This is a genomic window from Solimonas sp. K1W22B-7 (assembly GCF_003428335.1).
Lineage (GTDB): Bacteria > Pseudomonadota > Gammaproteobacteria > Nevskiales > Nevskiaceae > Solimonas_A.
Genome location: NZ_CP031704.1, coordinates 3,255,384 through 3,274,863, shown reverse-complemented (window position 1 = coordinate 3,274,863; position 19,480 = coordinate 3,255,384). Strand labels below are relative to the sequence as shown.

The window sequence follows — 19,480 nt, the reverse complement described above, 5'->3', positions numbered from 1 at the left end:
TTTGAACTGCGCTGCTGCTTTAGATGCGCTCTTCGATGCCGAAGGCGGCAAAGCCCTTCTTCTTGAAGTTGTCGCGGAACATGTCGCGCAGCTTGGTGGCGGTGGCGTCGTAGGCATCCTTGTCGGCCCAGGTGTTGCGCGGGTTCAGGATGTTGCTGTCCACGCCCGGGCAGGACTTGGGCATCTTCAGGTTCAGCGTCGGCTGGACCTCGGTCTCGACGCCGTCCAGCTCGCCGTTGAGGGCGGCATTGAGCAGGGCGCGGGTCACCTTCAGCGACATGCGCTTGCCGACGCCGTGCGGGCCGCCGCTCCAGCCGGTGTTCAGCAGGATGCAGCGTGCCTGGTGCTGCTCCATCTTCTCGGCCAGCAGCTTGGCGTAGACATTGGGCTTCTGCGCCATGAAGGGGCCGCCGAAGCAGGCCGAGAAGGTCGGCTGCGGCTCGGTCACGCCCACTTCCGTACCGGCGACGCGGGCGGTGAAGCCCGAGACGAAGTGGTACATGACGTCCTTGGGCTCCAGGATCGAGATCGGCGGCAGCACGCCGAAGGCATCGGCGGTCAGCAGCACGATGGTCTTCGGATGCGGACCCTGGCCGTTGGGCATGACGTTGGGGTTGGCGTCGAGCGGGTAGGAGAAGCGGGTGTTCTCGGCGATCGAGCCGTCGAACAGGTCCAGCTCGTCCGGGTGGCACTCTTCCATCGTCTTGCCCGGCAGCGGCGGCACGTTCTCGATGATGGTGCCGGCCTTGCTCAGCGCCTGGGCGATGACCGGCTCGTTCTGCTTGTCCAGGTCGATCAGCTTGGCGTAGCAGCCGTCTTCCAGGTTGCACAGGCCGTTGTCGGACCAGATCGTCTCGTCGTCGCCGATCAGGCGGCGGCTTGCGTCGGCCGACAGCGTGGTCTTGCCCGTGCCGGAGAGGCCGAACAGGATCGCCGCGTCGTTGTTCTTGCCGACGTTGGCCGAGCAGTGCATCGACAGGCGGCCTTCCTTGGGCAGCAGGTAGTTGCCGACCGTGAAGATGGTCTTCTTGTTGACGCCGCAGTAGTCGGCGCGGCCGGCCACCAGGCAGATCTTGTTGCGCGTGTCGATGATCACCGCGGCTTCGGCGCGGCTGCCGTCACGCTCGGGCTCGCAGACGAAGCTGGGCACGTTCAGCATGGTCCAGCGGCGGGCGTCGACATCCTTCACGCCCTGCAGGTCCTTGGGGAACATGTTGTGGCAGAACATCGCATGCGTGGCGTACTCGCCGACGAAGCGGTAAGGCACGGCGAAGTCCGCGTCGGAACCCATGAACAGGTCCTTCACGTACAGCGTGCCCTGCTTCTCGTTCAGATGGGCGACGACGCGCTTGAGCAGCGCCTCGTACTTCTCGGAATCGTAGGGGTTGAGGTCGGCCTTGAACCAGATCTCGTCGGCGATCTCCGGCCATTTCACCGCGTAGGTGTCCTTGGTGCGGCGGCCGGTGCAGTCCGGGTCGGTGTAATAGACCAGCGGACCATTCAAGCCCAGCTGGGTCGGGAAAGCTTTCTGCTCATTGCTGGGACCACCACGGCGGACGCGGCCGCGGTCGTTGGCGATGGCTTCGTGAAACAGCTCCGGCTTGGTCAGGTTGTACTTGTAACTGACGTTTTTGAGTCCGAAGAGCTTCTCGAGATCGGCCTGAAAGGTCATGAACTATCCTTAAACTGGCAAGAAAATGGGCAAAAAATGAGCGGGGCTGGCCGCTGAAGAGCGCAAATGGTAAGGAGGGGGCGGGTAGGAGGCAAGTTGCGCGAGCGCCACCCCCTTGTCGGTAGGGCCAAACCGGTCCGGTGAGTCCGGCTCAGCCGGCGCAGCGGTGCTCCGGTTCGGCGCAGGGCTGCCGCTCGATCTGCACGGTCACATGACCTATCCCCCTGCTGCTGCGCAGGAAATTGGCGATCGCCGCGGTCACCTGGTCGCCGTCGGCGTCCGGCCCGAGCACGGCGTGCAGGGTGATGATGCGTTCATCCGGGGTCAGGGACCACAGGTGGACGTGGTGGACGCCGGCAACCCCGGGGACGGCGGCGCGCACCTCGCGCTCCAGTTGCGTGGGGTCCAGTTCCGTAGGGGCGCCCTGCAGCAGGATATGCCCCGATTCCCGGGTGATGCGCAGTGCGGTGCGCAGGATCAGGCCGGCGACCAGCACCGACAGCAGCGGGTCCACCGGGGTCCAGCCGGTCGCCATGATCACCAGGGCCGCGACGATGGCCGCCGCCGAGCCCAGCAGGTCGCCCAGGACATGGGCCATGGCGCCATCGACATTGAGGTTGCCGCGCTCGCCGCGGTGCAGGATCCAGAACGCCGCCAGGTTGACCAGCAGGCCCAGCACCGCGATGGCCAGCATGGGTCCGGCCAGCACCGGCACCGGCTTGAACAGGCGCAGGGCCGCTTCCACCGCGATCCAGGTCACAAGGGCCACCAGCGAAATGCCGTTGACGAAGGCGGCCAGCACCTGCATGCGGCCGTAGCCGTAGCTGCGGCGCTGGTCGGAGGGGCGGCGGCTGATGCGCAGGGCGAACAGGGCCAGGGCCAGGGAGGCGGCGTCGGTCAGCATGTGGCCGGCGTCGGCGATCAGCGCCAGCGAGCCGGAGATCAGGCCGCCGATGACCTCGGCGAACATGAAGCCGGCGGTGAGGATGAAGGCGATCAGCAGCTGGCGTTCGCTGCCCTGGGGACGGTCGTGAGAGTGGCCGGGGCCGCCGTGGTCGTGGCTGTGATCCCCGTGATCGTGCTTGTGGCCGTGCCCACGGTCATGCCCGTGCGCGTGGCCATGGTGGTCACCGTGTTGGTGGTCATGGGCGCCGTGCTGGTGGCCGTGAGGGGCGGACTTGGGCGGGTGATCGTGCGGCATGGTGCGAAGCTTAGCGGATAGGGTGATTTGCCGCGCTTTGGCGATGACTAAATGTCATCGCCTGCGGCAAATCACGGGCGGCCATGGATGGCCGCCCAGGGGTTCAATGGGCGAGCGGATGTCTCGCCATGGATGGCGCCACCTCTTGTCTCCCTCGCCCCGCGTGCGGGGAGAGGGCTGGGGGTGAGGGGCAGTCTTTTGACGTCAGTCCCAGGCCATGGCTAATAAGTGCGCCAGGACATGGCTTACACATCTGCGCTGGCTACTAGGGGCTAGCGTTCGCCCCTCACCCCAACCCTCTCCCCGCAGGCGGGGAGAGGGAGCAACGAAAAAGCCCCGCCGAGGCGGGGCTTGTTTGAAGCAACGTTGCCTTACGGCACCAGTCCCGTCTCGTCCGGCAGCTTGAAGCCCGACACCGACTCGCGCAGCTTTTCCGACAGCGTGTTCAACTCGCCGACCGCTTGCGCCGTCTGGCTGGCGGAGCCGGAGGTCTGCATGGCGATGTCCCGGATGACCTGCATGGTGCCGGCGATCTTGGTCGCGGCGCCGGACTGGTTGCGGGCGGAGGAGGAGATCTCGGTGATCAGCTTGGCCAGTTCCTGCGAGGAGCTTTCGATTCGGGTCAGCGACTGGCCCGCTTCTTCGGCACTCTTGGCGCCGACCACCACGTTCTGCGTGGAGCGCTCCATCGAGATGATGGCTTCGTTGGTATCGGCCTGAATCGTCTTGACCAGGTTTTCGATCTGGCGCGTCGCGGTAGCGGCGCGTTCGGCGAGTCGCTGGACTTCGTCGGCGACCACCGCGAAGCCGCGGCCCGCTTCGCCGGCCATGGCGGCCTGGATCGATGCGTTCAGCGCCAGCGTGTTGGTCTGTTCGGCGATGTCGTTGATGAACTCGATGATGTTGCCGATTTCCTGCGACGATTCGCCCAGGCGCTTGATGCGCTTGGAGGTGTCCTGGATCTGCTCGCGCAGCGCGGCCATGCCCTGGATCGTGCGACCCACGGTCTGGGCGCCGTTGTGGGCCACCTGCACCGACTGCTGTGCCTGCAGCGCCAGCTGGTCGGCTCGCGCGGACACCTGCTGCATGGACTGGGCGGTGGAGGCGATCGTGCTGGTCACCGCGTTGATCTCGCGGGCCTGGCGCTCCGAGGCATCGGTCATGCGCATCGCGGTCTGCTGGGTGTTGCCGGCCGAGGCCGCGATCTCCACCGAGGTGCTGTTGATCGTGCCGACCAGGTTACGCATGTTCTGGACGGTGTAGTTGATCGAGTCCGCGATCGCGCCGGTGAAGTCCTCGGTCACCGTCACGTCCACCGTGAGGTCGCCGTCGGCGAGGTTGGTGATTTCGTCCAGCAGTCCCAGAATGGCCTGCTGCTGGCGCGCGTCGCGATCGTCGGCGAACTTGATGCGGCTGCGCACGTTGAGGAAGCCCAGTGCCGCGGCACCGAAGATCAGCAGCAGGGCGACGACGCCGGCCAGGCCGATCAGGATCGGCAGCAGCACTTCCTTGACGCGGGTGTCGATCAGGCGCTGTTCCAGCGCGCCCGAGGTGGCGATCACGTCGGCGGCGGCACCCTTGATCTGGCCGGAGGCCAGCTGCATCTTGTTGATCGCCTCGGCATCGACGTTGATCGCCTTGCTGGACTCGTTGAGCGGCTCGAAGCGCTCGGCGGCGCTGCGTGCGGCGGCATCGCCCAGCAGGGCGTTGTTGCGCAGGAACTCGTCGACCTCGTGCTGCAGCGCATCGGCAGCGACCTTGGCGTCGCGGCCCTGCGACAGCACGCGCTGCGCGGTGGAGGCGATGCGTTCCAGGCGGTTGAGCTGGCCGGCGGCGGTGTAGATCTGCGCCGACGAGGCGCCACGCGAGCCCAGGCGCTCGGCCATCTCGGCATAGAGCGCGTAGATGCCCTTGTCCTGCGTCGGGTCTTCGGAGGTGTGGATGGCCTCGGCGATGATCGAAACGTGGCTGGCGACGCGCTTGTAGGGCACTTCGCCCTGCAGCACCGCGTCGACGGTACCCTTCATCTTCTTCCAGGACTCGGCGACTGCCTTGACCTCGCCCTGCACGATCGCGGGGGCCGAGGCGATGCCAGCCTCTTCGTCACCGACGGCCAGGCCGTTGATGACGGTGCCCAGGTCGTCGGCGCGGGCCGACAGGGTCTGGAAATCCGGGGCTACGCCACGCGCGGCTTCCTCGCCGATCTGCGCGACTTCGTTGACATCGGTGGGGATGGACCGGGCCAGCGTGACCCATTCCTCGTCCTGCGATTCCGTCGACTGGGTGTACACGAAGCCACCCATCGCACCCGCCATCAGCACCGCGGCGGCAATCAGCAGTACCAGTTCGCGACTGCTACCGGTCAGGCCCTTGGCCTGACTTTTATCTTCGGCCATTCGTTACTCCCCCGAATTTCTAGGTCTGTCGCTGCCGGCTCAGCCGCCGAGCAGTGCAGTGATCTTGCCGAGCAGGTCGGGTTCCTTGACCGGCTTGACCATGTATTCCTTGGCGCCCTGGCGCAGGGCCCAGACGCGATCCGTTTCCTGGCTCTTGCTGCTCACCACGATGATGGGGATATGGCCGGTGGCCGCATCCTTGCTCAGCGTGCGGGTGGCCTGGAAGCCGTTCACCCCGGGCATGACCACGTCCATGATGACGATGTCGGGACGCTCCAGCTTGACGCGATCCAGCACGTCGTGGCCACTGGAGGCTTCGATCACCGTATGGCCGGCCTTCTGCAGGATGGCCCTGAGGTTCTGCACGTCCGTAGGGGAATCGTCAACGATCAACACTCGCGCCATGTGCTTCCTCGATCAGCCCGTGAGGACTGCCTCCCAAATGGTTCTGTTCAGTACAGATGTTTGCCGGAGACTATACACCAAGCCCCGGTGCTGGCTACCGCCTGTTTTTCAGGCGGAGAAAACGGTCTGTCCCCGGACCAGCGTGCGTACCACGCGGCCATGCATTTCGCTGCCGTCGAAGGGCGTGTTGCGCCCCGCGCTGAGCAGCGCCGCCGCCTGCAAGCGCCAGCGTGCCTGCGGATCCACCAGCAAGATGTCTGCCGTGTGGCCGGTCGCGACGCTGCCGGTGTCGGTGTCGATCACGGCGGCGGGACCGCTGCTGAGGCGGGCGACGATATCCAGGGGTGGCACGCCGGCTTCGGCGGCGTAGCGCAGCGCCAGGGGCAGCAGGCTTTCCAGCCCGGAGATGCCCGGCTCGGTCTGCGGGAAGGGGTTGGTCTTGGCGTCGATCTCGTGCGGCTGGTGGTCGGAGCAGATCGTGCCGATCACGCCGCGCTTCACCGCCTGGCGCAGCGCGTCGCGATCCTCGGCCGAACGCAGCGGCGGGATCACGTGGCACTGGGCGTTGAAGCCGTCGACGTCCTCGTCGGTGAGGAACAGCTGGTGAATCGCCACGTCGGCCGTCACCGGCAGGCCGCGGCGCTGGGCCGACTCGACCAGGCCGGCACCACGGGCGGTGGACAGGCGTCCCACATGGATGCTGGCGCCGGTGTCTTCCACCAGCGAGATCCAGAAGCGCAGGGCGGCGACCTCGGCGGCGGCCGGGATCGGCGCCAGGCCCAGGCGGGTGCCCACCGGGCCCTCGTGGACGCAGCCGCCGTTGGACAGGGCGGCATCCTGCGCGAACACATGCACCGTCAGGCCCAGGCCGTTGGCGTACTCCAGGGCGCGGCGCGCGAACAGCGAATTGGCCAGCGGCGCCAGGGCGTTGCCCAGGCCGACACAGCCGGCCTGCTTGAGGGCGCCCATTTCGCTCAGGGCTTCACCGGCCAGGCCCTTGGTCAGGGCGCCCAGCACGTGGACATTGAGCGGGCCGGCGGCGCTGGCGCTGCGGTGGATGCGGTTGACGATGGCCGGCGAGTCGATCGCCGGGCTGGTGTCGGGCGGCAGCACGATACCGGTGATTCCGGCCGCCAGGGCCGCCGGAATCTCGCTGCGGAAGCTGGCCTTGTGGCTCTGGCCGGGCTCGCGGAAGCGCGCCGCCAGGTCCAGCACGCCGGGCATCAGCCACAGGCCGCTGGCGTCCAGGGTTTCGTCGTAGGCGCCGGCGGGCGCGCCGCTGCCGAGGTGATCGATGCGGCCGTCGCGGATGCCGACCTCGGCGATGCCGTCGTGGCCGGAGGCCGGGTCGAGCACGCGCGCGCCGGTGATCAGCAGGCTCATGCTTCGCCTCCAAGAATCAATGCCATGACCGCCATGCGCACCGAGATGCCGTACTGCACCTGCTGCAGGATCAGGCTGCGCTCGCCGTAGGCCAGGTCGCCCTCGATCTCGACACCGCGGTTGATCGGGCCCGGGTGCATGATGATCGCGTCGGGCTTGAGGTGGCGCAGGCGCTCGCGGGTCAGGCCGAAGTCGCGGTGGAATTCGCCCAGCGAGGGCAGGAAGGCGCCGAGCATGCGTTCCTTCTGCAGGCGCAGCAGCATGACCACGTCGGCGCCGTCGAGGCCGGCGGCCAGCGAGTGGTAGACCTTGACGCCCATCTCCTCGATGCCGGCCGGGATCAGGGTCGGCGGCGCCACCACGCGGATTTCCCTGGCGCCCAGCGTGCGCAGGCCGTGGATGTCGGAGCGCGCGACACGGGAATGGAGGATGTCGCCGACGATCGCGACCGTGAGCTGGCGGAAGTCGCCCTTGTGCTTGCGGATCGTGTAGAGGTCCAGCAGGCCCTGCGTCGGGTGCGCGTGGCGGCCGTCGCCGGCGTTGAGGATCGCGACCCCCGGGGCGGCGTGCTCGGCGAAGAAATGCGCCGCGCCGCTGGCCTCGTGGCGGATCACGAACATGTCCGCCTGCATCGCCTCCAGCGTCTTGAGCGTGTCCAGCAGGGTCTCGCCCTTGGAGGTCGAGGACGCCGAGACCTGCAGGTTCAGCACGTCGGCCGACAGGCGCTGGGCCGCCAGTTCGAAAGTCGTGCGGGTGCGGGTGCTGGCCTCGAAGAACAGGTTGATGACGGTACGGCCGCGCAGCAGGCCGAGTTTCTTCTCGGGCCCCTGGGTGGCGGCTTCCAGCTCCTCCGCCTTGTCCAGGATCTGCCGCAGCAGGGCCGGTTCGAGACCTTCCAGCGTCAGCAGGTGCCGCAGCCTGCCGTCGGGGGTGAGTTGGAGATTTGGGTTCATGTTGGACGCGAATTATGAGGGGTCGCGCCGATGAATTAGAAGGTTTTTTGCACGATTTCCGCGCAAATCTAGCGGTTTCAGCCGTTTTCCTGGAGCCATTGCTCGAGGATCACGCGCGCCGCCTGGCCGTCGCGGTCGCCCTTGCGCACCCGGCGCTGCATGCGGCCGCTGGAGCGGGCCTCGCGCAGGGCGTCGTCGGCGGCACGCGAGGAATAGCGCTCGTCGGCCTGGTGTACCGGCAGTTTCAGCTGCCGTTGCAGCTCGGCGGCAAACTTGCGGGCCGGGCCGGTGATGGCCTGTTCGGAACCGTCCTCGTCCAGCGGCAGGCCCACGATCAGGGCGGCGGGTCGCCATTCGGCGACCAGGCGGCCGATCGCCGTCCAGTCCGCCCCGGGCAGGGCGGGCAGGGGGCGGGCGCTGCAGGTCAGGCTGTCGCCGACGGCGACCCCGATGCGCTTGGACCCGTAGTCGAAGGCCAGGTAGACCGAGGTCACGCGTGGCCGGCGTTGCCGGCGAGCTGGGTCACTTCCACGCCCAGCAGGCGGGTGGCGGCCTGCCAGCGGTCGCGGGCGGGGGTTTCGAACAGGATCTGCTGGCTGACGTCGGTGTTGAGCCAGGCGTTGTGCAGGATTTCCTTCTCCAGCTGCCCCTCGCCCCATCCGGCGTAGCCGAGCACCACGAAATAGTCCTGCGGACCCTCGCCCTTGCCGATGGCCTTGAGGATGTCGCGCGAGGTGGTGATGAACAGGTCGGTATCGACCTGCAGGCAGGATTCCCAGCCGCCCGGGGTGCGGTGCACCACGAAGCCGCGTTCGGGTTGCACCGGACCGCCCCAGTAGACGATCTGCTCGTCGTTGAGCGCCTCGTGCTCCAGGCCCATCTGCTCCATCATCTCGGTGAGTTTCAGGTCGGTGGGGCGGTTGATCACCAGGCCGATGGCGCCGTTGTCGTTGTGCTCGCAGAGCAGGGACACGGTATGGCTGAAATTCTCGTCCTCCATGCTGGGCATGGCGATCAGGAACTGGTTCTTCAACTGGGACTCGTCCATGACCCTAGTATCCGGGTCGATCCCCCGGGCCACAAGCGCCCGGGAGCCCGTTCGTCGCGTCCATGCACCCGAATGGGGCGTGCAGGATGCAAGCGCAATCAGGCCAGCCGTGCCTCGATCGCCTTGATCGCCATGTCGCCGATGTCGGTGCCGAAGGCGGCGTCGATCTCGCGGGCGCAGGTGGGCGAGGTGACGTTGATCTCGGTCAGGTAATCGCCGATCACGTCCAGGCCGACGAAGAGCAGTCCCATTTCCTTGAGCTTCGGCCCCACCTGTGCGGCCAGCCAGCGCTGGCGCTCGGTCAGCGGCCGGGCTTCGCCGCGGCCGCCGGCGGCGAGGTTGCCGCGGGTTTCGCCGGCCTTGGGAATGCGCGCCAGGCCATAGGGCACCGGCTCGCCGTCGATCACCAGCACGCGGGTGTCGCCGTTGGCGATCTGCGGCAGGTAGCGCTGCGCCATGATGCTGCGGCGGCCGTTGTCGGTCAGGGTTTCGATCACCGCGCCCAGGTTCAGGCCGTCGCTGCCGACGCGGAAGATGCCGGCGCCGCCCATGCCGTCCAGCGGCTTGAGCACGACGTCGCCGTGCTCGGCGTGGAAGGCCTTGAGCTGGGCCTCGTCGCGGCTGACCAGGGTCGGCGCGCAGCACTGCGAGAACCAGGAGATGAAGACCTTCTCGTTGGCGTCGCGCAGCGAGCGCGGCCTGTTCACCACCAGGGCGCCCTGGTCCTCGGCGCGCTCCAATATATAGGTGGCGGTGATGTACTCCAGGTCGAAGGGCGGGTCCTTGCGCATCAGGATCGCGTCCAGCTCGCCCAGGGCGATGTCCTGCGCCTCGCCCAGTTCGAACCAGTGCTTCCTGTCGTCGAACACGGTGAGCGGCCGCACCCGGCCGCGGGCGACGCCGTCGCGCAGCCACAGGTCGCCCATTTCCAGGTAGCGCAGCTGCCAGCCGCGCTTCTGCGCGGCCAGCATCAGGGCCAGGGTGGTGTCCTTGTAGGGTTTGATGGATCCGATCGGATCCATCACTACACCCAGGGTCCGGCTCATGCCGCCGCCGCCTTGGCCAGTTCCTCGCTGGCGGCGATCTCGCGCGCCGCCGCCAGGGCGGCGAGGCGGGCGACCACGCCGTAGGCGTAGAAGCGGTTGGGGCGTTCGTCGGGGCCGCAGCTGGGGTCCGGGGTGATGCAGTCCTCCTCGAAGGCCAGGGGTTCGAAGCGCATGCCCGGGGCGTTGAGGTTTTCCTGGTTGCCGCGCTTGGAGTTCAGGCGGTAGAAGCCGCCGACCACGTAGCGGTCGATCATGTAGACCACCGGCTCGGCGGTGGCCTGGTCGTCGCCCATCTTCTCGAAGGTGTAGACGCCTTCCTGGATGATGGCGCCGGTGACCTCGCGGCCTTCCTTGGAACTGGACATGTGGGTGCGCGACTTGCGGTTCATGTTGCGCACGTCGTCCACGCTCTTGGCGGTCATCACGCCCATGCCGTAGGTGCCGGCGTCGGACTTGATGATCACGAACGGCTCTTCGGTGATGCCATACTGCTGGTACTTGTCGCGGATGTCTTCCAGCAGCAGCTCGACATTGGCTTCCAGGCACTCCCAGCCCTGCTGCTTCATGAAGTTGATCTCGCCGCAGTTGCGGAACAGCGGGTCGAAGAACCAGGGGTCCAGCTCCAGCAGGCTGCCGAATTCCTTGGCCACCTCGCGGTAGAAGCCGAAGTGTTGCGACTTCTGTCGCTTGTGCCAGCCCAGGTCCAGCGGCGGGATGATGTCCTGGTCGAGGTTCTGCAGGATCTCCGGGATGCCGGCGGACAGGTCGTTGTTGAGTAGGATCGAGCAGGGAGAGAAGTCGCCGACGAAGATCTGGTTGTCGGCCCGCTCCACCGGTTCCATCCACAGCTTGCGGCCGGACAGCTCCAGGGTCAGCTCGGTGGGCTCCCGGATCTCGGGATTGAGGCTGCCCAGGTGCACGCGGTAGCCGGCCTTCTGGATCAGGTCCACCAGGGTGGCGACGTTTTCCAGGTAGAACTTGTTGCGGGTGTGGTTCTCGGGGATCAGCAGGATGCCGCGGGCCGAGGGACAGATGCGCTGGATGGCGGTCTGCAGGGCCTGGACGCAAAGCGGCTCGAAAGCGGGGTTCAGGTTGTTGAAGCCGCCGGGGAACAGGTTGGTGTCCACCGGCGCCAGCTTGAAGCCCGCGTTGCGCAGGTCCACCGAGGAGTAGAAAGGGGGCGTGTGCTTCTGCCACTGGCTGCGGAACCAGGCCTCGATGTCCGGTATGCGGCGCAGCAGGGTGGACTCGAGCTGCTGCAGCGGCCCGGTTTGTGCTGTGACGAGGTGCGGTACGTAGCTTTGCATTGGGGGTCCCCGGTTCGTGCGCGGATGGTAGCGCAAACTTTTTCTGTGCCCTCTTATGGGGCCGGTAGGCACTACTCTCAAGACTGTGTTAAAACGGCGAATAAAGCGCGCAGAAGACCGCAGCCGGGAGGGATTAGTGTCGACGCAGTCCAAGGACACCGCCAAAATCATGGTGATCGACGATAGCCAGACTATTCGTCGCACCGCAGAAACACTGCTGGCCCGGGAAGGCTACCAGGTGATCACCGCCCAGGACGGCTTCGAAGCCCTGTCCAAGGTGGCTGATTACCAGCCGGACCTCATCTTCATCGACATCATGATGCCGCGCCTGGATGGTTATCAGGCCTGCGCCCTGATCAAGGCCAATCCGAAATTCCAGCGCACGCCGGTGATCATGCTGTCCTCCAAGGACGGCCTGTTCGACCGCGCCCGCGGCCGCATCGTCGGTTCCGACGAGTACCTGACCAAGCCATTCACCCGCGACGAATTGCTGGGCGCGGTACGCGCGCACGTGCGTAAGTAAGCGCGGAGACGGCAATGAGCGCGGAACTCAGAAGCCTGCGTGACGACCCTTTCGAGCTGCTGCTGCTGCTCGAAATGCGCCTGCGCGCCACCAAGCTGGACATCGCGGCGGGCCAGGCGGAAACCTGGACCGGCCTGGGGTTCAGGATCGGCCGCAACTGGCTGGCCGTGCCCAAGGAAGACGTGCGCGAGGTGATCGTGCCGCCCAAGCCGACCCGCGTGCCCAATGCCAAGGCCTGGATGAGCGGCGTGGCCAACGTCCGCGGCGAGCTGCTGACCATCGTCGACCTGCCGCGCCTGCTGGGCGTGGACGGCGATGTCGACAGCCGCGCGCGGCGACTGCTGGTGTTCAATTCCGAGCGTGTCCCTGCGGGCTTCCTGGTCGACGAAGTTGCCGGCTACCGCCAGTTTTCGCCTACCGAACAGCGTCATGAGATCAAGCAGGAATCAGGGGCCTACGCGCCGTTTCTTCTCGGCGCTTTCGTCCGCGACGGCCAGCCCTGGCTGGCGCTCAGCCTGCACCGCGTGGTGCAGGGCGGCGAATTCCTGATGGCGGGCCTCTGACATGAACGCCAGACTCCGCGCCAACACCGCCAACGGCCTGCACTGGGTCCGCGGCGAGATCGAACAAAGCCTGTCCCGCGTCCGTACGCTGGTCGAGCAGCATGCCGAGGGCGGCACCGACCCGCTGCCGATGCAGCAGGCCTTCGTCGAGCTGCACCAGGTCCGCGGCACCGCCAGCATGATCCAGTGCTACGGCATTGCCGAACTGGCCGAGGAAATGAAGCAGGCCATCGGCGACCTGCTGCATGGGCGCATCCGCGAGACCGATGCGGCCTATTCGGCCCTGCTCGGCGCCACCGTGCTGCTCAGCGACTACATCGAGTCGCTGGCCGACGGCATGGACGACTGCGTGCTGATCCTGCAGCCGGCCATCAACGAGCTGCGCCTGGCGCGCGGCAAGGCCGTGCTGACCGAAGCCGACCTGTTCGTGATGCAGATGCAGGGCCTGGCCCTGGGCCTGCCGCTGCCGGAAGACGACGGCCGCACGCCGGGCGCGGCGCAGCAGCAGTCGCACAAGTACCTGAGTGTCTACCAGGCCTCGCTGCTGCACTGGCTCAAGGGCGATGCCGACGCGGCGACCGCGCTGGCACGCATCGGCAAGATCGCCGAGCTGCTGGCGGGCTGCGCCGAGCTGCCGGCAATACACCAGCTGTGGCGCGTGGTGGCGGCCGTGGTCGAGGCCCTGCTGGGCCACAGCCTGGACGAATCGCTGGAGGTCAAGCGCCTGATCGGCCGCAGCGGCGCGCAGATCAAGCTGATGGCGGCCGAAGGCGAGCCGCGGGCCGAGCTGGCGGTGGGTGACCTGTCGCTGCAGCTGCTCTATTTCATCGGCCGCTCGCGCGGCCAGGGGCCGCGCGTCACGGTGATGCGCAAGGCCTTCCAGCTGCAGCAGCTGCTGCCGGGCGCCACGCAGCTCGAAGAGCTGCGCCGCCGCATCCACGGCCCGAACACTACGCTGCTGATGCGCGTGTCCGACGAAATCCGCGCCGACTTCGCCAAGATCAAGGACGTCATCGACCTGGCGGTGCGCGCCGGCGGCAAGTCGCTGCCGGACATCGAAGGCACCCGGCGCAGCCTCAAGCGCATCTCCGACACCCTGTCGATCCTCGGCCTGGGCACACTGCAGCGCATCGTCGACAACCAGTCGCACCTGCTCGATGGCCTTGGCGACGCCGCTACGCCGACGGCCTGGATGGAGCTGGCGACCTCGATCCTGCGCGTCGAGCACAGTCTCGACGACGCCCTGTTCCAGCAACTGCGCCAGGCCCGTACCGGCGAGCCGGCGGCAGACAACATCCAGGATATCGTGCCGCACAGCCGCGACCTGGCCGAGGGCATCGATGCCCTGCAGCGCGAGTCGCTGGTCAACCTGGCCAAGCTCAAGTCGCAGGTCGACGCGGTGATCCGCGGGCAGGAAGGCAGCATCGTGGTGGTCGACGCCGCGCGCATGCTCGAGGAGATCGCCTCCGGCTTCCGCATCCTGCAGGACGAGCGCGCCGCCGGCCTGGTGGAGCACCTGGTGACGGTGGTGCGCAGCCCCGCCTTCGCCTCCCTGCGCGACTCGCAGGACCGTGCCGACCGTTTCGCCGATGCGGTGGCCTGCGTCGAGTACTACATCGAGGCGGTACGCGACAACCTGCCGGACGCCGGCTACATCCTCGACAACCTGGCGCGTTTCGTCGGCCAGCTGGACTTCGGGCCGGGCCTGGCGCTGGTGGAAGCCGCGTCCGAGCCGTCCGAGCCGGCGCCGCTGGAAATGCAGTCGCTGGCCGACCTGGTGCTGGCGGAGCCGCCGGCAGCGGCCGACTCGCCGGTCCTCGAGCTGGCGCCCGAGCCCGTGCCGGTGTCGACCCCGACGCCGGTGGTGGTGTCGGCCGACGACGTCGACCCCGAGATCCGCGAGATTTTCCTCGAGGAGGCCGCGGAGGTCCTGCAGACCCTGCAGTCGGCGATGCCGCGCTGGACGCGCGATGCTTCGGACCGCGATTCGCTGACCACGCTGCGTCGTGCCTTCCATACCCTGAAGGGCAGCGGCCGCATGGTGGGCGCCGCGGCGATCGGCGACTTCGGCTGGGCCTTCGAGCAGTTGCTGAACAAGTGCCTGGACGGCTCCGTGTCCGTGTCGGCTCCGGTGGTGACCGTAGCGATCGAGGCGGTGGAACTGCTGCCGCGCCTGATCGACAGCTTCCGTGAGCGTCTCGGCCCGCCGGCACCGCTCGCCGGCCTGGTGGAGCGTGCGCAGAACCTGGCCGCCGGCCGCGGTGCGCAGGAGCAACCCGAACCGGACCTGGTGCAGATCTTCCGCGAGGATGCCCGCGGCAAGCTGGCCGAGATCAGGGACTGGCTGGGGGGGCTGGACCGCAGCGACGTCGACTTCGACGTCAACGACGATGTCGTGCGCGCCTACCACACCCTGCGCGGCGCCGGTCATATCGTTTCCGCCACCGCCCTGGCCGAACTGGCCGAGGCGCTGGAAGCACACCTGGATTCCGTGCGCGGCGCCACGCTGCGCCTGGGTGGCGCCGATGTCGACCTGCTCGAAGAGGCCACCGCCGTGCTGGCCCAGTGGGTCGAGGAAGTCGGTACCCCGGCTGTGGAGAAGCAGGATGCGCGGGCCTGGCTGGAACGCATCGAGCACCTCAGTTCCGCGGTTCCGGAGGACGCCGTGCAGGCCGCCGAGGACCGGCAGCTGGCCGAAATATTCTCCGGCGAAGCGCTGGAGCTGGTGCAGAAATTCGAGGATACCGCCAGGGCCTGGTCGCAGGCCCCGGACAACCGCCAGGCGCCGCTGGACCTCAAGGTGGTGCTGCACACCCTCAAGGGTGCGGCCTACATGTCCAATTGCGAGCCGATCGGCGACGTCGCCAAGATCCTGCATGCGCGCATGGACCAGGCGATCGGCGGCGAGATCCAGCCGGATGCCGCGGGCTTCGCAGCGCTGGTCGAGCTGACGGAGGGCATGTACCAGTTGCTCGATGCCTACCGCGACGGTCGCCTGCGTGATGAGGGTGCGGCCTGGGTGCGGCGTGCCGCCGACTTTGCCTGGCGTGGCGATGCCATCGCTGCAGCCGCCGCGCCGGTTGCGCTCGTGGCCGAGGTGCCGCTGGAGATGCCGCCGATCACGGTGGAGCCGGTTGCCGAGGCGGCCGAGGAAATCGAGCTGGTCGCTGCGGCCGAGCCGCCGCCGGCCGAAGCGCTGCCGCTGTCGGCCGAGGTCGAGGCCGCGCTGGAAGTGATCGAGATGCCGGCGGTCGAGTCCGAGCCCGAGGCGGAGGAGGAAATCCTCCTGGAGTTGGCCGAGCCGGCCATCGACCTGGCGGAACCCGCGCTGGAACAGGTCGAGCCCGTCATCGAACTGGCGGAGCCGGTCGAAGAAATAGAGTGGGCCGAGCTGGACGCGGCTGCGGTGGACGCCGGATCCCTGCCCGAGATCATCGAGCTGGCGGTGGAACCCGCCGGGCTTGCCGAAGCGCTGCCGGAATCGTTGCCCGAGCCGGGCCTGAGCCTGGAAATCCTGGATGAGCCGGTCGTCGAGGTCACCGCCTCCGACGGCGACGCTGTCCTCGATGCGGGCCTGCTGCTGGACCTGCCGGCCGAGGCCGAGGCACGGATCGAGCCTGTGGCGGCGGAACATTCCGAGCCGGCGCTGGAGATGCCTGCAGTCGTCGTCGACGAGGAGCTCGATACCGAGCTGATGGGCGTGTTCCTGGCCGAGGCCGAGGAACTGCTGGAGTCGCTGGACCGCAGCAACTCGACGCTGGAACGCAACATCCATGACCTGCCGGCCACGGCCGAACTCAAGCGCGTCCTGCACACGCTCAAGGGCAGTGCGCGCATGGCGGGCCTGGACGACATCGGCGAGGTGGCGCATCACCTGGAGACGCTGTTCGAGCGCATCGAACGCGGCCAGGCGCGTGCCGACGCCGGGTTCTTCGCGCAGATGCACTCCGCGTCCGACGGCCTGCACATGGTGCTGGACGACCTGCGTCGCGGCAAGATTCCCAACACCCAGGCGCTGCTGGCCGATCTCACCGAAGAGCGTGCAGCGGCGGAGCCCACACCGGCGCCGGTAGCCGACTACGCGCCGTCGGCCGAGTCGCTGCGCAGCTACGACGCCGAACTGGGCGAAATCTTCTCCGGCGAAGCCGCCGAACTGCTGGAAGCGCTGGAGCAGTCGCTGCGCGTCTGGGTCGGCGAGCCGACCAACCCGGCGCCGATCCGCGACCTGCAGCGCGTGTTGCACACCTTCAAGGGCGGCGCGCGCATGGCTGGCCTCAATGCCATGGGCGACCTCGCCCATGACATGGAAACCCGTATCAACCGTATCGAGGCCGGGCTGGAAGCGGCAGATGCGGCGACGCTGGCCGAGCTGTCGAAGGAAGGCGAGCGCCTGCACCACATGCACGACCTGCTCGAGCGCGGCGACATCTCCGCCCTGACCGAAGGCGAGGGCGAGGCGGCAGCAGTCGCCGAGGAACGCCTGACCCTGCCCGAAGAGGCGCCTGTCGCCTTGCCGGTCCACGCCTGGGATCCGCTGCTGTTCTGGCGCCCCGAGGAAGAGAGCGAGGCCTCGTTCCGCCGTGAAACCGCGCGCGTGCCGGTGGAAGCGCTGGACGGCATGCTCAACGAAGCCGGTGAAATCTCGATCTACCGCTCGCGCCTGGAAGAGCACAACAGCGGCGTCGAGGCGCAGCTGGACGAAATGCGCCAGGCCATCGCGCGTATTCGCGACCAGCTCCGGCAGATGGATACCGAGACCGACGCGCAGATCGCGGCGCGCGGCCTCGGACACACGCCTGACCAGTCGGATCGCTACGCGGCGGAGTTCGACCCGCTGGAAATGGACCGCTACACGCGCATGCAGGAACTGTCGCGCGCACTCAACGAATCCATCGGCGACCTTGCCGGCCTGCACGCCACCATGGACGGCCTGATCAGCGAGGCCGATACCCTGCTGATGCAGCAGGGCCGCGTGAATACCTCGCTGCAGCAGGGCCTGATGCGCACCCTGATGGTGCCGTTCTCGCGCCAGGTCTCGCGCCTGCAGCGCGTGGTCAAGCAGACCGCCAGCGAAAACGGCAAGCAGGCCGAAGCGGTCTTCGCCGGTGTCGAGAGCGAGCTGGACCGCAACGTGCTGGAGCGCATGACGGCGCCGCTGGAACACCTGCTGCGCAATGCCGTGGTGCATGGCATCGAGGATCCGGCCACCCGCGCCGGTGCCGGCAAGGAAGGCCAGGGGCGCATCGCAGTCAGCCTCTGGCGCGATGGCTCGCAACTGCTGATCGAGCTGCGCGACGACGGCAAGGGCCTGGACTTCGAGGCAATCCGCGCCCAGGCGATCCGCAAGGGCCTGATGCCGCCGGATGCGCAGGCGAGCGACGACGAAGTGGCGCAGTTCATCTTCCAGCCGGGCTTCTCCACGGCCAAGAAGCTGACCCAGGATGCCGGCCGCGGCATCGGCATGGACGTGGTTGCCAGCGAGGTCAAGCAGCTCGGCGGTACGCTGGAACTGAGTTCCGAGTGGGGCAAGGGCACGCGCTTCCTGGTGCGCCTGCCGCTGACCCTGGCGATGTCGCAGGCGCTGCTGGTCGGCGTCGGCCACGAGCAGTACGCCGTGCTGCTGTCCAGTGTCGAGGGCATCGCCCGCATCCCGCGCGAGCAGCTCGACGACTATTACAACGAGGACGGCCCGCTGCTGAGCTACGGCAGTGCCGAGTACCGCGTGCGCTACCTCGGCGACTTCATCGACGTGCCGCGCGACAAGGCCTCCGAATCGCGCACCGTCAACGCCATCCTGGTCCGCATGGGCGAAGGCCTGGGCGCCGCCGAGCGCCGCATCGCGGTGGTGGTGGACCAGCTGCTGGGCAACCGTGAAATCGTGTCCAAGGCGGTCGGTCCCCAGGTCAGCTCGGTGGGCGGTGTCACCGGCGCCACGATCCTGGCCGACGGCCGCGTGGTGCTGATCCTGGATCCGGGCGCCCTGGCCCAGGACCGCGCCCGCCGCACCCTGGCCAGCCTAGCCGCGGGCAGGGCGGATGCCGCGGACAAGGCCGAGGATGTGCGCAACCTGATCATGGTGGTGGACGACTCCATCACCATCCGCCGCGTCACCGAGCGCCTGCTGCTCAAGAACGGCTACCGCGTGGTGACCGCCAAGGACGGCCTCGACGCGATGGCGCAGCTGCAGACCGAGACCCCGGCGGCGATCCTGCTGGACATCGAGATGCCGCGTGCCGACGGCTTCGAGGTGGCGACCTTCGTGCGCAACAGCACACGCATCTCCGCGACCCCGATCATCATGATCACCTCGCGTTCGGGCGACAAACACCGCGAGCGGGCCCGGTCGATCGGTGTCAACCGCTACCTGATCAAGCCTTACCAGGAAGAGCAGCTGGTCGGCGAACTGCGTGAAGTGATCGAAGAGACCACATGAACCGCGAGCAAATCTATGCCGTGCTGATCGCCCTGGAGGGCGACACCCTGCTGCTGCCCAATGCGGCCGTGGCCGAGGTGGTGGCACGCGACGCCCTGCAGCCGGCGGAAAGCGGTGCTCCCGCCTGGCTGGCCGGCTACTGCGACTGGAACAACCGCCGCGTGCCGGTGATCAGCTTCGAGACGGCCAATGGCTCCGGCCGCAACGCCGAATCGCGCCGTGCCCGCGTGGTGGTGCTCAACTCCTTCGGCACGCACCTGCCCAGCGGCCTGCTGGCCATCGTCAGCCAGGGCTACCCGCACCTGGTGACGCTGAACCGCCCGGCGGTGAAGCCGCTGGAACTGCGCCCCACCGACCGCGCCGACCTGGTGCTGGCGCGGGTGCGCATCGCCAACCAGGAAGCGGCCATTCCGGACCTGACGGCGCTGGAAGCGGAGATTTCGCGGGTCCAGGCGATTCCGTAGGGCGCAAAAAGTTGTGTACTGTTTGGCCGCCGAAGCCCGCTGTCGCGGGCTTTTTGCTGCGCTTTGCACAAGCCCGGGAAATGCGG

The 19,480-nt window shown here is 67.7% G+C and carries 14 protein-coding genes; 4 read left to right on the top strand and 10 right to left on the bottom strand.

The window, feature by feature from the left end; genetic code table 11:
* Nucleotides 1-19 precede the first annotated feature (19 nt).
* The 10 genes from D0B54_RS14680 to gshA all read right to left on the bottom strand — a co-directional run bounded on the left by D0B54_RS14680 (nucleotide 20) and on the right by gshA (nucleotide 11,411).
* The gene (locus D0B54_RS14680; RefSeq protein WP_117292039.1) at nucleotides 20-1,672 is read right to left on the bottom strand and encodes a phosphoenolpyruvate carboxykinase (ATP); all 1,653 of its coding nucleotides are present in this window, start codon (nucleotides 1,670-1,672) and stop codon (nucleotides 20-22) included.
* 151 nt (nucleotides 1,673-1,823) lie between these two features.
* Nucleotides 1,824-2,873: a cation diffusion facilitator family transporter gene (locus D0B54_RS14675; protein WP_117292038.1), complete on the bottom strand. Its 1,050-nt coding sequence runs from the start codon at nucleotides 2,871-2,873 to the stop codon at nucleotides 1,824-1,826.
* Nucleotides 2,874-3,244: 371 nt separating this feature from the next.
* Nucleotides 3,245-5,269: a methyl-accepting chemotaxis protein gene (locus D0B54_RS14670; protein WP_117292037.1), complete on the bottom strand. Its 2,025-nt coding sequence runs from the start codon at nucleotides 5,267-5,269 to the stop codon at nucleotides 3,245-3,247.
* Between the two features lie 39 nt (nucleotides 5,270-5,308).
* Nucleotides 5,309-5,674: a response regulator gene (locus tag D0B54_RS14665; RefSeq protein WP_117292036.1), complete on the bottom strand. Its 366-nt coding sequence runs from the start codon at nucleotides 5,672-5,674 to the stop codon at nucleotides 5,309-5,311.
* 108 nt (nucleotides 5,675-5,782) lie between these two features.
* On the bottom strand, nucleotides 5,783-7,057 hold the full coding sequence (locus tag D0B54_RS14660; RefSeq protein ID WP_117292035.1) for a dihydroorotase: 1,275 nt from the start codon (nucleotides 7,055-7,057) through the stop codon (nucleotides 5,783-5,785).
* Nucleotides 7,054-8,010 carry an aspartate carbamoyltransferase catalytic subunit gene (locus tag D0B54_RS14655; protein WP_117292034.1) on the bottom strand — a complete coding sequence of 319 codons (957 nt, stop codon included), beginning with the start codon at nucleotides 8,008-8,010 and terminating at the stop codon, nucleotides 7,054-7,056. The genes D0B54_RS14660 and D0B54_RS14655 overlap by 4 nt, the downstream gene beginning before the upstream one ends.
* A gap of 77 nt (nucleotides 8,011-8,087) precedes the next feature.
* Nucleotides 8,088-8,504, bottom strand: coding sequence for a Holliday junction resolvase RuvX (gene ruvX, locus D0B54_RS14650; protein ID WP_117292033.1), 417 nt, complete (start codon nucleotides 8,502-8,504; stop codon nucleotides 8,088-8,090).
* Nucleotides 8,501-9,058, bottom strand: coding sequence for a YqgE/AlgH family protein (locus D0B54_RS14645; protein WP_117292032.1), 558 nt, complete (start codon nucleotides 9,056-9,058; stop codon nucleotides 8,501-8,503). Before D0B54_RS14645 ends, ruvX begins: the two co-directional genes overlap by 4 nt.
* 98 nt (nucleotides 9,059-9,156) lie before the next feature.
* Nucleotides 9,157-10,104, bottom strand: coding sequence for a glutathione synthase (gene gshB, locus D0B54_RS14640; RefSeq protein WP_117292031.1), 948 nt, complete (start codon nucleotides 10,102-10,104; stop codon nucleotides 9,157-9,159).
* Nucleotides 10,101-11,411, bottom strand: coding sequence for a glutamate--cysteine ligase (gene gshA, locus D0B54_RS14635; protein ID WP_117292030.1), 1,311 nt, complete (start codon nucleotides 11,409-11,411; stop codon nucleotides 10,101-10,103). Before gshA ends, gshB begins: the two co-directional genes overlap by 4 nt.
* Before the next feature lie 169 nt (nucleotides 11,412-11,580).
* Here gshA and D0B54_RS14630 point away from each other — a divergent pair, with 169 nt between their 5' ends.
* Genes D0B54_RS14630 through D0B54_RS14615 form a run of 4 tightly spaced genes read left to right on the top strand, consistent with a single transcriptional unit; the run spans nucleotide 11,581 to nucleotide 19,394 of the window.
* Complete coding sequence (locus D0B54_RS14630; protein ID WP_117295262.1) at nucleotides 11,581-11,934, top strand: response regulator; 354 nt, start codon at nucleotides 11,581-11,583, stop codon at nucleotides 11,932-11,934.
* A gap of 14 nt (nucleotides 11,935-11,948) precedes the next feature.
* Nucleotides 11,949-12,497, top strand: coding sequence for a chemotaxis protein CheW (locus D0B54_RS14625; RefSeq protein ID WP_117292029.1), 549 nt, complete (start codon nucleotides 11,949-11,951; stop codon nucleotides 12,495-12,497).
* A gap of 1 nt (nucleotide 12,498) precedes the next feature.
* A complete protein-coding gene (locus D0B54_RS14620) occupies nucleotides 12,499-18,930 on the top strand; it encodes an Hpt domain-containing protein (RefSeq protein ID WP_117292028.1) in 6,432 nt (2,143 codons plus the stop codon).
* On the top strand, nucleotides 18,927-19,394 hold the full coding sequence (locus tag D0B54_RS14615; protein WP_117292027.1) for a chemotaxis protein CheW: 468 nt from the start codon (nucleotides 18,927-18,929) through the stop codon (nucleotides 19,392-19,394). The genes D0B54_RS14620 and D0B54_RS14615 overlap by 4 nt, the downstream gene beginning before the upstream one ends.
* Nucleotides 19,395-19,480 lie beyond the last annotated feature (86 nt).

Excerpts from the sequence above, each read along its gene's own strand:
- D0B54_RS14625 (WP_117292029.1), top strand. The coding sequence starts at position 11,949 with ATGAGCGCGGAACTCAGAAGCCTGCGTGACGACCCTTTCGAGCTGCTG.
- D0B54_RS14670 (WP_117292037.1), bottom strand. The coding sequence starts at position 5,269 with ATGGCCGAAGATAAAAGTCAGGCCAAGGGCCTGACCGGTAGCAGTCGC.
- D0B54_RS14660 (WP_117292035.1), bottom strand. The coding sequence starts at position 7,057 with ATGAGCCTGCTGATCACCGGCGCGCGCGTGCTCGACCCGGCCTCCGGC.
- D0B54_RS14630 (WP_117295262.1), top strand. The coding sequence starts at position 11,581 with ATGGTGATCGACGATAGCCAGACTATTCGTCGCACCGCAGAAACACTG.
- D0B54_RS14680 (WP_117292039.1), bottom strand. The coding sequence starts at position 1,672 with ATGACCTTTCAGGCCGATCTCGAGAAGCTCTTCGGACTCAAAAACGTC.
- gshB (WP_117292031.1), bottom strand. The coding sequence starts at position 10,104 with ATGAGCCGGACCCTGGGTGTAGTGATGGATCCGATCGGATCCATCAAA.
- D0B54_RS14675 (WP_117292038.1), bottom strand. The coding sequence starts at position 2,873 with ATGCCGCACGATCACCCGCCCAAGTCCGCCCCTCACGGCCACCAGCAC.
- D0B54_RS14665 (WP_117292036.1), bottom strand. The coding sequence starts at position 5,674 with ATGGCGCGAGTGTTGATCGTTGACGATTCCCCTACGGACGTGCAGAAC.
- D0B54_RS14620 (WP_117292028.1), top strand. The coding sequence starts at position 12,499 with ATGAACGCCAGACTCCGCGCCAACACCGCCAACGGCCTGCACTGGGTC.
- D0B54_RS14655 (WP_117292034.1), bottom strand. The coding sequence starts at position 8,010 with ATGAACCCAAATCTCCAACTCACCCCCGACGGCAGGCTGCGGCACCTG.
- gshA (WP_117292030.1), bottom strand. The coding sequence starts at position 11,411 with ATGCAAAGCTACGTACCGCACCTCGTCACAGCACAAACCGGGCCGCTG.
- D0B54_RS14615 (WP_117292027.1), top strand. The coding sequence starts at position 18,927 with ATGAACCGCGAGCAAATCTATGCCGTGCTGATCGCCCTGGAGGGCGAC.
- D0B54_RS14645 (WP_117292032.1), bottom strand. The coding sequence starts at position 9,058 with ATGGACGAGTCCCAGTTGAAGAACCAGTTCCTGATCGCCATGCCCAGC.